This window comes from Streptosporangium nondiastaticum (genome assembly GCF_003011965.1).
GTDB lineage: Bacteria > Actinomycetota > Actinomycetes > Streptomycetales > Streptomycetaceae > Streptomyces > Streptomyces nondiastaticus.
This window is the reverse complement of the sequence record NZ_PXWG01000075.1, coordinates 16,113-30,146: the sequence shown is the minus strand read 5'-3', so window position 1 is coordinate 30,146 and position 14,034 is coordinate 16,113. Positions and strand designations below refer to the sequence as shown.

General features: G+C 72.2%; 11 protein-coding genes. 6 read left to right on the top strand and 5 right to left on the bottom strand.

Annotated features, from left to right (window positions below; translation table 11 throughout):
• The first annotated feature begins 218 nt into the window (after window positions 1–218).
• On the top strand, window positions 219–923 hold the full coding sequence (locus B7P34_RS23205) for a hypothetical protein (RefSeq protein WP_223268136.1): 705 nt from the start codon (window positions 219–221) through the stop codon (window positions 921–923).
• 121 nt (window positions 924–1,044) lie between these two features.
• The gene (locus B7P34_RS23200; RefSeq protein ID WP_106679426.1) at window positions 1,045–1,608 is read left to right on the top strand and encodes a hypothetical protein; all 564 of its coding nucleotides are present in this window, start codon (window positions 1,045–1,047) and stop codon (window positions 1,606–1,608) included.
• 23 nt (window positions 1,609–1,631) lie between these two features.
• Here B7P34_RS23200 and B7P34_RS23195 read toward each other — a convergent pair whose 3' ends face one another.
• Window positions 1,632–2,051, bottom strand: a complete 420-nt coding sequence (locus B7P34_RS23195; protein ID WP_106679424.1) for a type I-E CRISPR-associated protein Cas6/Cse3/CasE — start codon at window positions 2,049–2,051, stop codon at window positions 1,632–1,634.
• Between the two features lie 101 nt (window positions 2,052–2,152).
• Window positions 2,153–3,169 carry an alpha/beta hydrolase gene (locus tag B7P34_RS23190; RefSeq protein ID WP_223268135.1) on the bottom strand — a complete coding sequence of 339 codons (1,017 nt, stop codon included), beginning with the start codon at window positions 3,167–3,169 and terminating at the stop codon, window positions 2,153–2,155.
• Window positions 3,170–3,462: 293 nt separating this feature from the next.
• Between B7P34_RS23190 and B7P34_RS23185 the strand changes: the two genes are divergently transcribed.
• The 4 genes from B7P34_RS23185 (at window position 3,463) to B7P34_RS23170 (ending at window position 7,420) form a co-directional block, all read left to right on the top strand.
• The gene (locus tag B7P34_RS23185; RefSeq protein WP_106679422.1) at window positions 3,463–4,863 is read left to right on the top strand and encodes an MFS transporter; all 1,401 of its coding nucleotides are present in this window, start codon (window positions 3,463–3,465) and stop codon (window positions 4,861–4,863) included.
• The gene (locus tag B7P34_RS23180) at window positions 4,835–6,079 is read left to right on the top strand and encodes an ATP-grasp domain-containing protein (protein ID WP_106679421.1); all 1,245 of its coding nucleotides are present in this window, start codon (window positions 4,835–4,837) and stop codon (window positions 6,077–6,079) included. Before B7P34_RS23185 ends, B7P34_RS23180 begins: the two co-directional genes overlap by 29 nt.
• Window positions 6,080–6,155: 76 nt before the next feature.
• Window positions 6,156–6,527: a VOC family protein gene (locus B7P34_RS23175; protein WP_106679419.1), complete on the top strand. Its 372-nt coding sequence runs from the start codon at window positions 6,156–6,158 to the stop codon at window positions 6,525–6,527.
• A 200-nt stretch (window positions 6,528–6,727) separates the two neighbouring features.
• Window positions 6,728–7,420 (top strand): hypothetical protein, encoded by a 693-nt coding sequence (locus B7P34_RS23170; protein ID WP_106679417.1) that lies wholly within the window; start codon window positions 6,728–6,730, stop codon window positions 7,418–7,420.
• A gap of 74 nt (window positions 7,421–7,494) precedes the next feature.
• On the opposite strand, the gene B7P34_RS23165 is transcribed toward B7P34_RS23170, so the two are convergent.
• The 3 genes from B7P34_RS23165 to B7P34_RS23155 form a co-directional block, all read right to left on the bottom strand.
• On the bottom strand, window positions 7,495–8,619 hold the full coding sequence (locus tag B7P34_RS23165; RefSeq protein WP_106679415.1) for a MerR family transcriptional regulator: 1,125 nt from the start codon (window positions 8,617–8,619) through the stop codon (window positions 7,495–7,497).
• Window positions 8,620–8,707: 88 nt separating this feature from the next.
• The gene (locus tag B7P34_RS23160) at window positions 8,708–12,427 is read right to left on the bottom strand and encodes a thioester reductase domain-containing protein (protein ID WP_106679413.1); all 3,720 of its coding nucleotides are present in this window, start codon (window positions 12,425–12,427) and stop codon (window positions 8,708–8,710) included.
• A 158-nt stretch (window positions 12,428–12,585) separates the two neighbouring features.
• A complete protein-coding gene (locus tag B7P34_RS23155) occupies window positions 12,586–14,001 on the bottom strand; it encodes an MFS transporter (RefSeq protein WP_106679411.1) in 1,416 nt (471 codons plus the stop codon).
• Between the last annotated feature and the right edge of the window lie 33 nt (window positions 14,002–14,034).

Below are 14,034 nucleotides of genomic sequence, written 5' to 3'. Positions count from 1 at the left end.
GGCCTTCTCCTCTGCCGAACGGCAGAGGAGAAGGCCCGGGCGGGGCGGGAGATCCGCTGATCGGCAGATGGTCCGGGGGTGGGGGCGAAAGCGATGGTTGATCACGTCATCGGGGCGGCCGTTTCCGTTCACCGGCGACGGCCCACGCCCTCGCCCCGCCCCCGCTGGCACCAAGCACCAAGCACCAAGCACGAACGAGATCGATCGAAGGAGTTCGCATGCAGCACAAGAAGTCTCCCTTCCGCCGCAGGACCGTCACCGGAGTCGTCGGCGCCGCGACCGTGTTCGCCGCACTCTGTGCGCTCACCTCCGCCGCGTCCGCTTCCCCCGCCGTCCCCGTACCGAAGGCCGGAGCGAGCAGGCCCGGGGGCGGAGCGGAGGCCGGGGGCGGGGCCGGGAAGGCGCAGCCCACGGCCGGAGTGTCCGGCCAGGGGCGCCTCTTCTTCGCCTACGCGCCGGACGACGACATCCGCTTCTCCGTGGAAGCGACGGCCGCGCCCTTCAGCCGTCCCCTCGACCAACTGCCGAAGGGCATGCCCACCGATGCCCGCGGCACCGTGACGATCTATCACTGGAAGGCCGGCAACAACGACACCCGGCGTGGGGAGGCTGCGGTGGACTGCCTGGTCACGGCCGGCGACACGGCGACGCTCAGCGCTGTCGTCACCAAGTCCGCGGATCCCCGGGAGATAGGCAAGCGGATGGGGTTCAGCGTCAAGACCGGCGGCCCCGGCAAGGGGCGGTTCGGGTTCGACTGGGCTGTGAGCAACGTCGACGTCGTGGACGGCAAGACCGTGGCGCCGAGAGTCGGCACCTGCATGGCGCCGGCGCCCTTCGCGCCGATCGTCAAGGGCGGCTTCAGCGTGACGCATGCGGAGTTGCCGCCGCTCCCGGCCGGCTGGCAGCCCGGCGGCAACGGCTGACGTCCGGCGGTACCGGCCGGCGCGCCCGCTGCCCCACCCGCCACGCCGACCCCGCCGTACTGCGCTTGCCCACTTCACCGCACACACATCACGACCGCACTGATCAGGAAGGCCCCGTGCCATGGCCCTCTCCTCCGCCTCCCCCACGACCCGCCGGCGCCCGCCCCTTCCGGACGGACCGGTCGTCTCCAGGGCCGTGCGCTGGGCGGCGCACGGCGCCGCGCTCAGCCTGGTGCCCTCGGGCCTGTGGCGGTGCGCCGTCGCCCTGGGGGTGCCCTCCGGGTTCGCCGAGGGAACCCCGCTGCACCAGAGCAACTTCCCCGGCTGGTCCTCCCTCTACCTGTTCGCACTGAGCGCGTTCGCCGAATGCCTGGGCCTGCTCACGCTCGGTCTGATCCGGCCGTGGGGCGAGAGGGTGCCGCGCCGGGTGCCCCTCCTGGGAGGGCGGAGGATTCCCGTCCTGGCCGCAGTCGTGCCCGCCGCACTGGGCGCGGCAGCGGTCACCGCACTCACCGTCATGTCGGCGTGCGGTGGCTGGCAACGCTCGCTGAGCGCCGCGGACTCGCCGAAGGGCGTGTCCGCGTGGGTCATGACCGCCTGCTACGCGCCGCTGCTGGCCTGGGGCCCGCTGCTGGGGCTGGTCACCTTGGCGTACTACCGCCGGCGCCGCTCGTCCCGTAGGTGATGGAGGACATCCCGGCAGGTCGCTCAACGCGTCAATACGAGGCCGCAGCTGTAGGCACGCGCTTGGCCGAGGCCGTTGGAGAGCGTCTGCGCCAGGGCTTCCGGGTCGGTGACGGTGACGGTTCCCCGGATCTCGGCGCGGACGATGCGCAAGCCCCTGTGCCGGGCGGCACTGGAGACCGTGGGCAACATGCGGACCGCGAGCCCCGACGGGTCGGCGGTGGCTCCGATCCGCACCACGCCGTCCTGGGCCGTCGCCGACTCGCCCTCGGCCTGGAAGCGTCGCTGGAACCACCTCTTGACGTGCTCGGGGTGAGTGTGGGCGACCCGGGCACCGCGGGCCTTCTCCGAGGACGGCCCGCCCGTCGGCCGGCTGCGGGTGGGGTTGACAACCGTGCGGATTCCGAGAGCGTCACCGGTCCTGCTGGTGTGGTCAACGGTGATGACAGGCCGGCACTACGCCTTGCCCGTGCTCGCAGACATCGCGCCTGAAGCGGTCAAGCAGGTCCGGGACATCCTCCTCGCCCACCTCCGGGCCGGGGGTGTCACCCGAGGAGACGCCGGAGCCAGCGGGTGCGGGTCTTGCGGGCGTCCTGGCTGAGGGCTGCTTGGGGGGCCAGGCTGTCGAAGCCGTGGTAGGCGCCGGGCCACACGTGCAGTTCGGCCTGGCCGCCCGCCTGCCAGATGGCGTTGGCGTAGGCCACGTCCTCGTCCCGGAACATCTCGGCCGACCCGACGTCGATGTAGGCCGGAGGGAGGCCGGAGAGGTCCGTGGCGCGGGAGGGGGCCGCGTAGGGCGGCAGGTCCGCGGTGCCGTGGCGGGCGCCCAGCAGTGCCTTCCACGCGGTCGCGTTGGAGGTGAGGTCCCAGGTGCCCAGGCCCGTCATCTGATGGCTGGAGAAGGTGCTGTTGCGGTCGTCGAGCATCGGGCACAGCAGCAGCTGCCCCAGGGCGCGGGGGCCGCCGCGGTCACGGGCCAGCAGGGCGAGGGCCGCGGCGAGTCCGCCGCCGGCGCTCTTGCCTCCGATGATGATGCGGTCCGGGTCGATGTCCAGTTCGGCCGCGTGCCCGGCCGCCCAGGCGAGTCCGGCGTAGCAGTCCTCCAGGGGTTGCGGGTACTGCGCGTGCGGCGCCAGCCGGTACTCGACCGAGATGACGGCAAGTCCCAGCGGGGCGGCCCATTCGCGGAGGATCCGCGGAAGCACGGACCAGGCGTTCCCCATGATCATGGCGCCTCCGTGCATGTAGTACAGCAGGGGCAGCGGCCCGGCGAGCCCGGACGGCCGCGCGCTCACGAGCGTGACGTCGGGTGCGTCGAGCGGTCCCGGAACGCGCAGCTCCGTCACCTCGAAGCGGCCGTCGGCGCGGAGGTCTTCGGTCGTCGGCCTGGGCCGGGCCGAGGCGTCCCGCTCCTGCAGGGCCTGGAGGTTGTCCGGTGTGAGGGGCTCCCTCGACTCCATGCCCAAGGCCGTCAGCACGGCGTGCAGTTCGGGGTCGAATGGGGGCGCCGCGTGCGGTGCTGTGGCGCTGCCGCACTCCGGCCGCGCGCTGGGGACAGTCATGATCTACTCCCTGGACGGAGGGCGGGCCACCGCCCGGCTTCGTCTCGAAACAACCTCCCGACGGTAGTTGGCCGCCGCCGTCCGCTCCACCTGTCACAGCGTGATCATCTTCATAGGTCGCCGCGGCCGGACCGGGGGTAAAAAGAACGGACCGCTGGGTCCGTTTTCGCTTGTGCCGGTCGTCGTCGTGACGTCGGTTCGACGCCGCACGAAGCGGAGGGCCTGCAGCAGTCGCTGGTTCGCTGGCGTCTCGGCCCCGTATTCCGGTGCCCGGACCGTACGGAAGGGCACACATGACAGACCGTCTCGACCGTCTGGCCGCGAAACGACCCCGGACGACCGCGGGCGGCGAAGGCACCGGCGACGACCGCCCGCTGACCGCCCGGCAGCTCACCGCGCTGGTCGTGGCGCGCGCGACGAGCTGCGCGGGCTTCTTCGCCGTGCTGCCCTACCTCGGGCTGTGGCTGGTGGACTCCCGCGGCCTGAGCGGGGCCGATGCCGGCCTGGTGGTGGGCGCCGCGATCCTGGCCAACCGGGCCGGCGGGGTGCTGCTGGTGCCGCTGATCCACCGGCTCGGCCTCAAGGCCTCGGTCGGCGCCGGCTATCTGGGCGCGGCCCTCGCGTTCGCCGTGCTCGGTGCGGGTCTGCGCCTGCCGGCCTACGGCTGGCTGGCGGTCGCCGCTCTCGCCGGCCTGTCTCTGGCGATGGCGACGACGGCGATGAAGGCGCAGGTCGCGGCGTTCCCGCCCGATCAGCGGCTGCGCGGGTTCAGCTACCTCAACATGGCCGTCAACGCCGGCTCCGCGGTCGGCCCGGTCATCGGCGGCGCCCTCCTGGAGTGGCACGCCGGCCGGCTGCCGCTCGCCGCGGCGGCACTCGACCTGGTGGCCCTGGCCGCGGTGCCCGCGCTGCCGGGCACGTGGCGGGGCTCCGAGCCTCCGCGGCAAGCCACCGACGGCGCCGACGACAGCGCGGAGAAGGGCCGGGGCCGGTGGCTCCCGCAGCGTCCCTTCGTGGCCTTCTCCCTGCTGGTGTGCGGCACATGGGTGGCCTACGCCCAGGTCTTCGACGTCCTTCCCGCCTATCTCGGCGACACCATCAGCACCCGCGACCTCGGCCTGGTGTTCACCCTCAACGCCGTCCTGGTGGTGGCCCTGCAGGTGCCCGTGTCCGCGCTGTCCCGCCGGGTCCTGAACGGCCCGCGCGCGGGCTTCGGTCTCCTCTGCACCGCGGCCAACGTGGTCCTCGCCGCCGCCGTCGTGCTCTTCGCCTTCGGCCGCACGGGCGGCCTCGGGCTGCTCCTCGCGGCCATGGTGCTCTTCACCCTGTCCGAGCTGGTGTGGAGCCCCCTCTACGACGCCCAGGTGGGCGAGCGCCGCGGCAATCTGTCCACCACGGCCGCCTACGCCCTCGCAGGCGTGGCATGGGGCGCCGCCGAGTCGGCCGGCGCCTGGCTCGGCACGCTCCTGGCAGTCCGTCCCGCCGAACCGGGAGCGCTGTCACTGGCAGCGGCACCGTACTGGGGTGCGGCCGCGCTAGCCCTGCTCACCGGCCTCGCCATGTCCTGGAGCGGCCGCCGCACGACCGACCGCCGCACACCCGCCGACCGGACATCCGCCGACCGGACACCCGACACACCGCCCAGCGGTCACGAAAGGAACACCCATGACGTGGATATGCCTGCTCGGCCCTAGCACCACCGGTTCCCGGGCCGTCGCCCTGCACGGACACCGGCTCGTGGTGCTCGCGCCACCGGGCCAGGCCGTAGCCCCCGAGGTCACGGCCCACGCCGAACGCGTCGTCTTCTGCGACATCACCGACCACGACGCGACCAGAACCGTCGTCGACCGCCTGGCCGCGGAGCTCGGAGCGCCGCGCCTGGTCGTCTCGTTCACCGAACACGCCCAGGAGGTCAGCGCCCGGATCGCCACCGGCCTGGGGCTCCCCTCCGTCTCCCCCGCCGCGGCCGCCCACGCCCGCGACAAGGCAGCCATGCGCCGCCTCCTCGCCGACACCCCCTACGCGTGGCCGTACGCGGCCGGTACCGCCGACGATATCGCCGGTGCCGTGCGCGCCGAACCCGACGGCGTCGCCTGGATCGTCAAGCCGGCCGACGGGGCCGGCAGCGCCGGGGTCACCGCGCTGGATTCGCACGCCGACCTCGAACGGTGGCACTCGAAGGTCCCGGCCGGGCAGGGGCCTCGTACGACGCAGGGCACCGGCGGCGAGCAGGCCGGTGCGGTCCGCTACATCGCCGAACACGCCGCGACCGGACCCGAATTCAGCGTCGAGGCGGTCAGCGCGGCCGGACGGCACACCATCCTGGCCATCACCGCGAAACAAACCACCGGCAGCCCCAACTTCGTCGAAACCGGACACGTCGTCCCCGCTCCCCTGCCGGAAGCCGACGGCGAACGGCTGGAGGACGCGGTGCGCTGCGTCCTGGACCGGCTCGGGATCCACCACGGCGCCAGCCACACCGAGCTGCGGCTGGACCCGGTGCACGGCCCGGTCGTCATCGAGACGCACACCCGCGTCGGCGGCGACTGCATCCCCGAACTCGTCGAGCTCGCCACGGGCCGGGACCAGTACGACCACGCGCTCGCCGCACTGCTCGGCACGGACCCGGCCAAGTCCTCGGCCCCGGCCGCACCGGCAGCGGCCATCAGCTTCGTCACGCCTCCCGCCCCGGGCGCCCTCACCGGCCTCTCCCTCGACCCAACCCTCACGCGCGGCGTCTTCCGCTGGCACTTCGACCGCATGCCGGGCGCGGACCTCACCGAGCTCCACAGCTCGCACGACCGCGTCGGCTACGCCATCGCCCTCGCCGAAACCCCGGCAGAGGCGATGCGCACGGCCGCCGAAGCGACAGCTGGCGTCCGAGTGCACGTCACCGTCCCCACCCCCTGACGCGGCCCGCCCCGCGGGGGAGTCTGATGCACGCCCACGCCCGAACCCGCGGCTTGACGGCTGTCACGGAGATGCCATGCCCCTGCAGATGAAGCTGACGGCGATCACACTCGACTGTGCGGACCCGCAAGCCCTGGCCGCGTTCTACCGGCAAGCCACCGGGTTCGCACTTCACCCCGCGTCCGACGGTGACTTCGCGGGCCTCACGCGCGGGGACGGGCTCTTCATCGGCTTCCAGCGGGTGGACGGCTACCGGGCTCCGCGCCGGCCCGGTCAGACCGTGCCGCAACAGGTCCACCTCGACTTCGAAGTCGACGACCTCGACGAGGCCGAGGCCCTGCTCATGGAGCTGGGAGCGACCAAGCCGGAGCACCAGCCGGACGCGGACAGATGGCGCGTCCTCACCGACCCGGCCGGGCACCCCTTCTGCCTCACCACCAGGGGCTGACGTCGGCAGCACCGCCCCAGGGCCGCGCCGGGTGCCGTACGGCACCGGGGGCGGTCGCGGCAGATCTCGCGAGCCTGTCTACGCTGCACGGTTACGCTGCACGGATGGGGAGACCACGGATGGGGAGACCAACGACAGGCCGGGCGTTCCCCGGGACTGAGTTCCGTGATCCGGCCGGCCCGGGCGAGGGGTGACGAGGGATGGGAAAGACGGAGATACCCGGCGCGCGGGCCCGGCTCCTGGGGGCTGCTGACGCGGTCTGCGCGTCTCTGACGTCCCTGGCCGAGCGGCTCACGCCGGGCCAGGTGCCCGAATTCGCCGTGTCCGGCGATCCGTCCGTGGACACCGGCACGGAGCCACCCACGTACCAGTACACCGTCCGGAAGCGTGTGTACGTCCGGGACGCGCGACCCGAGCGCGATGCCTACGAACCCGGGCTCGCCGCCCGCGCTGCCGCTCTGCTCGCCGCCGACGGCTGGGAGACCACCGAGGAGATCCGCGATCCCCGCCCCGGGACCTGGGGTGTCGTCGTGACCGGCCTCCGTCACGACGCGCAGATCGTGGTGTCCGTGTCGCCGGTCCGCGACGAGGTGATGTACCAGGGCCGGACTCCGGCCGTCGCGCTGTACGAACACGTGCCGCACGTCCGTCCCGACCCGGTGGTGACTCCGGAGACACTGCGGCCCGGGTACACCCTGTGCTACGAGTGCGACGGCCTGGGCTGGTGCCCCGGCTGCGAGGGCCGGGGCTGGGTCCTGGGCGGCCGGCCCGGCTGGGGCGGTGGGTCCCCCGACCCCGGCCGTCTGGGCCGGTGCCCGGAATGCTTGACCGAACGGGTATGCCCGATCTGCAGGGGACGGGGCAGTCTGCCGTTCCGGGTTCCAGGTGGCTGATTGACCGCCGCGGATTGCCGGGCCGGGGTTCACGGCTCGCTCCCTCGACGGTGGAAGGGCACGGACGCGCCTCGTCATGCGTCCGCCGACGCCCCCGGGACCGGCATCACCAACGTGGTGAAGCTTCCCTGGTCCGCTGAGCGGACGATCACGGGCTGGGACGGTGATGCTATTTCCAGCAGCACGTCGGGGCCGACGCCGGCGTCGAGCGCCGGGAGGAGAACGTACGGGTCGAAGGCGATGCGCACCGGCGGCCCGGTGCAGATGGCGGGCGGCGTGGCCGTCACCGAGCCGGGCGTGGCGACGGTGACGGTGACGGTGAGTTGCTGTTCCCCCGTGTCCAGGATCAGTGGCCCGGCGTGGCCGCCGGCGGTGATCGCCTCGCGCAACGCCGTCCGGTCCGCGATGATCCGGTGCCGGGCAGCCGGCAGGTTGTCGAGGATCATCCGGTAGTCCGGGAAGGTTCCGTCGACGGCCGGGAGGTCCCGAACGGCCGTGTCGCCGTGCAGGCGTACGCCCTGCTGGTCCGCCTCGATGCGGATGTCCGGCATGCGCAGGGCCCAGGACGCGGCCTCCTTCAGCGCCTCGGCGTCGACCAGGACGCGGCCCGGGGCACCGGCAACGTCCTCAGCGGCCTCCGGGGAGCGGTGCCGCAGCGCGCGGACCGCCAGCCGGTAGCGGTCCGTGGCCACGAGCCGCGTTTCCTGGTGGCCGAGTTCGATCAGGACGCATCCGAGCACCGGGAACTCCTCCCGTACGGGAGCGGAGGCGACCGCCGGGGCGACCTGGCGTACGGCGCTCGCCAGCTCCGCCCCGCCCAGCCGCACCGAGGCGCGGCGCGCGCCTCCCGGCAGGTCGCGCAGGATCTCCTCGATCGCCGACCGGGCCGACGCCGCGGTCTCGCGCGCCCGCCGGGCGTGCCCTTCCAGAACGGCGCGGGCTTCCTCGCGGGTGCCGTCGAGCACAGCCGGGGCGTCGGTGAGCGGTATTCCGGCCGCGCGCAGCCGCCGGACCAGGACCGCTCGGGGTTCCTGGTCCGCGGCGTAGTAGCGGTAGCCGGTCGCGTCGTCCACGTAGGCGGGGCGCAGCACGTCGCAGTCGTCGTAGAAGCGCAGGGCGCTCGGTGCCAGCCCCACCCTGCGTGCGAAGGCGCCGATACTCATCAGCGCGTCGTTCATCGGCTCGTCGGTCTCGTCCATGGCTGCGATTGTTGACCTTCAAGCGGCTTGAAGGTCAAAACAGCGCCCCGGGACAGCCCCCCTCTCCTCTCCTCCGGCCGCCCGCGCGTCAGAGAACGCCGAGCGCCCTCAAATCCGCGACGTATTTGTCGATGAAGTCCGCCGAGAGGGACGGTATGGCGCCCCCTCCGGCACCGGATTCGGCCACGGCCGCGGTGAACCGCCGGGCCGGCACCATGGAGCTCGTTCTCGGCTCGGTCGGCCGGGCGTACGCCCGCATCAGCGGAAGCATCGACAGCCGGCGCTGGTGTTCGGGAAGGCCTCTCAGGGCCGCCTCGAAGCGTACGCGCCACTGTTCGTAATCGTCGATGCGGGTGATCGGGTGGCCCGCGCGGATGAGCCAGTCCACGATCTCGTCCAGCGAGACGTCGTCGTCGTTCGCGTTGACGCTGTTGTACGTGACGTATCCGTCCCGGCTCCGCGCGCTGAGCGAGGCGATCGCGTCGGCCGTGAAGTCGACGGGCAGCCCGCTGTAGTGGGCCCGCCGGCGGTTGCCGTCGGCGTCGAGCCGGTGGAAGGAGCGCGGTGCCATGCCCGTCGCGACGACGCTGAGGAGCAGCCGTGTGAAGCGGTCGGGCAGGTTCAGCTGTCCGGTCAGGCGGCTGTGGGCGAGGATCATGTCGGGGCGGAACACCACGACCGGCAGTCCTGTCCTGTCGTGCGCGTCCCGGAGGAGGACCTCGCCCGCCCACTTGCTGGTGGCGTATCCGTTCGCGTCGGAGTCGTTCAGCTGCCGTACCGGCGAGGCCGTACGGACGTCGGCCGTCTCGTCGAGGAACGTCCCGTCGGGCATCATCGCGGCCGCGATGGTCGAGACGTAGGCGAACCTCTTCATCCGGTGGGTGAGCGCGAGCTCGATCAGCCGGGCCGTCGCGGCGACGTTCGGCTCGAACAGCCGGCTGTACGGGAGCACGTGGTTGACCAGCGCCGCGGAGTGCACGATCCGGTCGGTCTCGGCGGCCAGCCGTTCCCAGGTCGTGCGGTCGAGGCCCAGTTGCGGCGCGGAGACGTCCGCGGCCAGGACCTCCAGGTGTTGCGCCGCGACCGCGTCGAACCAGTCGGTCCGGTCTCCGGAGGCGCCGCGCAGGCATGCGAGGACACGGTGCCCGGCGGCCGCGTCGTCGGCGCCGCGGGCGAGAACGGTCAGCCGGCCGCCCGATGCGGCGACGCGTTCGAGCCACTCGACGGCCAGGAACCTGCCGAGGTAGCCGGTCGCCCCGGTGAGGAGGACGTTCCCGGTCGCCGTCGGACTGGTCCCATCCGCCGACGGATCAGTCCGCTCCCCCGGCAGATCGGTCCGGCCCACCGACGGATCGGCCCAGTTCACCGACGGATCGGTCCAGTCCGGTGTTTTCGGCGCCCGCGCCAGGACCTCCTCGTCGACGAACCGGTCGAGAGTCAGGTCGCCGGCCTTTACCTCGGTGGCCCCGCGGCCGTGGACCGAAGCGAACGTGGGCCGGGGCACGGAAGCCGTAGCGGGCGCTGCGGCGAGGTGTTCGGCGATGCCGGCGAGGGTGGATGTGGGGCTGAGGACGGCCTGGACCGGGACCTCGGTGTCGAAGATCTGCTCAAGGACCGTCGAGAAGGTGAGCGCCGAGAGGGAGTCGCCGCCCAGGTCGGTGAAGGCGGCCTGCGGCACGACCATCGACGCGGGGTATCCGAGGGTGATCTGGACCGCGGCGAGGACCGCTTCCAGCGGCTCGGCCGCCCGGCCTGCGGCCCGCAGCGCCGCGATCCGCCCGGCCCTGCCGCCGGCGATGTCCGCGTACAGCTGTTCCAGCCGGGCGCCGTAGCGGTCCTTGAGGGAGGGCCGCAGGAGCTTGCCGACCCCTGAGAGGAGGCCGTTCTCGATCGTGAAGGGCTGCGGTTCGAGGATGACGTCGTAGGGGACCTCGTACGGGTTGAGGCCGGCGTCGCGGGCGAGTTCCCGCATGGAGTCGAGGATCTTCGCCCGGATCGCGGCGTCGTCGTCCACTTGCTCCAGGGCGAGTTGCTCGCGGTCGGCGACGACCACCGCCAGCAAAAACGCCTGCTCGCTGCTGCCGTAGACGTAGATCTGCGAGATGTACGGGCTGGTCGAGTACAGCGCCTCCAGCCGGGACACGGCGACGAACTCCCCCTGGGAGAGCTTCACGACGTTGTTGATCCGGTCGACGTAGACCAGCCGGTCGGGTGCGATCTCGGCGACCACGTCGCCGGTCTTGTAGTAGCCGTCCTCGTCGAAGGCGCGTGCGGTGACCTCGGGCTGCTTGTAGTACCCCTGCACCAGTCCGACCGACTTCAGGCGGAGTTCGCCCCGCGGATGCGGCTTGTCGGTCGCGAAGTACCCGAGCTCGGGCACGTCCACCAGCCGGTAGTCGATCACCGGGGGGCGGCGCACCTGCTGGTCGACGACGACTGGACGGGTCGTCTCCGTCGAGCCGTAGCAGTCGATGACCTTCGTGCCGAGGACCTCTGCCATGAAGGTGTGCATCTGCGACGACAGCGGCGCGCTGCCGCACAGGGCGCTGACGATCCGGCCGCCGAGCATGTCGTCGCGGACCCGGGTGAGTGCGGCCGCCTCGGCCTCGGCCCGGGCGGGCCGGGGGGTGCCGGTGCGGGAGAGGCGGTCGGCTTCGAGGAGGTACTGCTGGTGGACCATGTCGCAGATCCTGGGGACCAGGCTCAGCACCGTGGGGCGCGCCAGGCCGATGTCGTCGAACAGGGTCGACATGTCGCTGCGAGCGGTGAAGAAGCCCGTCCCGCCGGAGGCGAGGCCGGAGATCAGCCGGGCGCGGCCGTTGACGTGGCTCATGGGCATGTAGTGCAGGACGATCGTCGGCACCGGCCTGTCGCTGCCCGGCGCGGCGTTCGGCGTGCCGGTGCGGCTGTTCTGCCACATCCTCGTGATCATGGACGCGGTGTACATCGCGCCCTTGGGCGCGCCGGTGCTTCCGGACGTGTAGATCAGGCCGACCAGGCGGTCCGGGTCGCCGTCGTCACGGGGTTCCAGGGCGGGCAGCCGCCTTCCGCGGCTCAGTTCCTCCTGGAGCGGTACGACGGGGGCGCGCCCGTCCAGCTTGCCGACGGCCGTCTGCAGGGCCTCCCGGTGGTCGTCCACGCGCGGGTCGTAGTCGAAGACGACGAGGCGTTCGATGGATTCGGTGGCCAGGACGGCGTCGACGGCGGCGTCGACGGACCCGAGGTCGGTGGCGAGGATCCGCGGCTCCGTCTCGGTGAGGATGGGTGCCAGCCGTGCCGCGGACCATCCCGTGGGCAGCGGGACCGAGACCGCCCCGAGGTACATGCAGGCGAGGTCGATCGTGGCGTAGTCGGTGCTGGTGAATCCGAGCACGCCGATGAAGTCGCCGGCGTTCAGACCGCCCGAGGCGGGGTCGGCCCAGGCGGCGGCGAGACTGCCCGCTTCCCGCCACAGTTCGGCGTAGGTCACGGTCTCGAAGTGCGGGAGGAGTTCGGTGGTGCGGCGGCCGGTGTCGGGGTCTTCGACGATGCGCTCGGCCCTCCGTCCGAGGGCCGGCCGGTCGGCGTAGCCGCTCATGGCGGCCGATATGGTCCCGATGAGGCTGCCGTCGGCGCGGCGGACGGCGTCGACGACGCTCGGCGACGGGGCCGCGCGGGCGAATTCGGGGTCGTGGGTGTGGAGTGCCTCGATGCGGGAGGCTATGGCACGGCTCGCTGCGTGCTCGGTCTCGGTTCGGTGGTCGGTTGGGGGCTCGGTTGGGTGCTCGGTTTGCTGGGCGGCTCGGTGCGTGGCTTCGTGCTCATGCATGAATGTCCTCCGTTGCTGAGGGGGCCGGTGTTTCGGGCACCGGGGCGCGGACATCGCGAAGGCCTTGCTCTCGCTCAGTGCTCCGGCTCATTAGCTGGTCCGGCTCGCTAGCTGGTCCGGCTCGCTAGGCGGTCCGACTCACTGGCTGGTCTGACCCACTAGGCGGTCTCAGAGGACGTCCGGTCCGGCGTCTGCGTGGACAGCTTCCGGGCGGCGAGGCCGACGGCCGCCCCCATCAGCAGATACGCCGCCACGGCCGCGAGCGCCGGTGCGACGATGCCGTCCCCGGTCTGGAGACCGCCGAGCAGGGCGATGCCGATCGTGGTTCCCGACTGCCGGGCCGCCGACAGCAGTCCGCTGGCGATCGCCGAGCGGTGCGGCGGGGCCGTCGCCATGACCAGGGAGATCTGGGGCACGGTCGCGAGGCCGAAGCCGAGTCCGATGAAGACGAGCCCGGCGCAGGTGCCGATCGGGGCCTCGCTGCCCAGGAAGACCAGCAGCAGCCCGCCGGCCAGCGTCAGGGCGACCGCGGTGACCAGGACTCTCATGGGACCGTGCTTGGCGTTGACGCGCCCGGCCACCAGGGGCATGAACGTGATCGGCAGGGCGGACGGCAGGAAGCACAGGCCGGTGGTGACCGGGCCGTAGCCGCGCACCTGCTGGAGGAAGACGCTGATGGAGAACACCAGGCCGTAGTAGCCGAGGAAGAGCAGGAGGCCCACCATGACGAAGCTGCCGAATCCCGGGGCCCGGCGCAGGTCCTTCGGAATCATGGGGAACGAGCAAGTGCGCTGTCTGACGACGAACGCGGCGAGCGCCACGAGGGCGGTCACGGCTGCGGCGACCGGTAGCGGCCGGGTCCAGCCCAGTTCGCGGCCCTCGGTGAGTGCCAGTGCGACGCTGCCCAGGAAGACGATGCCGAGGAGCTGGCCAGCGATGTCCTGCCGCTCCTTCTTCGCCTCCGGTTCGCCGTGGGGCATGTGACGCGCCGAGAGCCACAGGATGGCCAGGACGACCGGTATGTTGATGAGGAAGATGCTCCGCCAGCCGATCTCGGAGACGAGGGCGCCCCCGAGGATGGGGCCGAACGCGACGGGGCTTCCGGCGACCGTCGCCCAGACGGCGATGGCTTTGGCGCGCTTTGCCGGATCCTTGTAGGCGTCGGTGATCAGCACCAGAGTGGCGGGCACGAGCAGGACCGCGCCGAGTCCTTGCAGAACTCGCATGGCGACGAGCACGGAACCGTTGGGGGCGGCTCCGCAGAGCACGGACGCCAGCCCGAATATGCCGATGCCGAGACGGAACGCGGGAACGGATCCGAACCGTCCGACCGCCGCGGCTCCGGCCAGCACGAGGCTGGCGAGCACGATGACGTACGCGTCGACCACGAGCTGCATCGTCGCCAGGCTCGCGTGCAGGCTGTCGCGCATCGCCGGGATCGCGACGTTGACGATGCTGATGTCGATGACGAGCATGCCGTAGCCCAGGCAGGCAACCGTCAGGACGCGTCGGGGTCTTACGGGGGCATCTCTTGCGTTCGGCGTGCGGCTGTCGAGGCTGGTCGGATTCGTCATGATGCGGCCATTTCGCAGAGACAGTGGGCCTGT

Coding starts and splice junctions, on each gene's coding strand:
- B7P34_RS23165 (WP_106679415.1), bottom strand. CDS start 8,619: ATGGACGAGACCGACGAGCCGATGAACGACGCGCTGATGAGTATCGGC.
- B7P34_RS23180 (WP_106679421.1), top strand. CDS start 4,835: ATGACGTGGATATGCCTGCTCGGCCCTAGCACCACCGGTTCCCGGGCC.
- B7P34_RS23200 (WP_106679426.1), top strand. CDS start 1,045: ATGGCCCTCTCCTCCGCCTCCCCCACGACCCGCCGGCGCCCGCCCCTT.
- B7P34_RS23175 (WP_106679419.1), top strand. CDS start 6,156: ATGCCCCTGCAGATGAAGCTGACGGCGATCACACTCGACTGTGCGGAC.
- B7P34_RS23160 (WP_106679413.1), bottom strand. CDS start 12,427: ATGCATGAGCACGAAGCCACGCACCGAGCCGCCCAGCAAACCGAGCAC.
- B7P34_RS23190 (WP_223268135.1), bottom strand. CDS start 3,169: ATGACTGTCCCCAGCGCGCGGCCGGAGTGCGGCAGCGCCACAGCACCG.
- B7P34_RS23205 (WP_223268136.1), top strand. CDS start 219: ATGCAGCACAAGAAGTCTCCCTTCCGCCGCAGGACCGTCACCGGAGTC.
- B7P34_RS23185 (WP_106679422.1), top strand. CDS start 3,463: ATGACAGACCGTCTCGACCGTCTGGCCGCGAAACGACCCCGGACGACC.
- B7P34_RS23155 (WP_106679411.1), bottom strand. CDS start 14,001: ATGACGAATCCGACCAGCCTCGACAGCCGCACGCCGAACGCAAGAGAT.
- B7P34_RS23170 (WP_106679417.1), top strand. CDS start 6,728: ATGGGAAAGACGGAGATACCCGGCGCGCGGGCCCGGCTCCTGGGGGCT.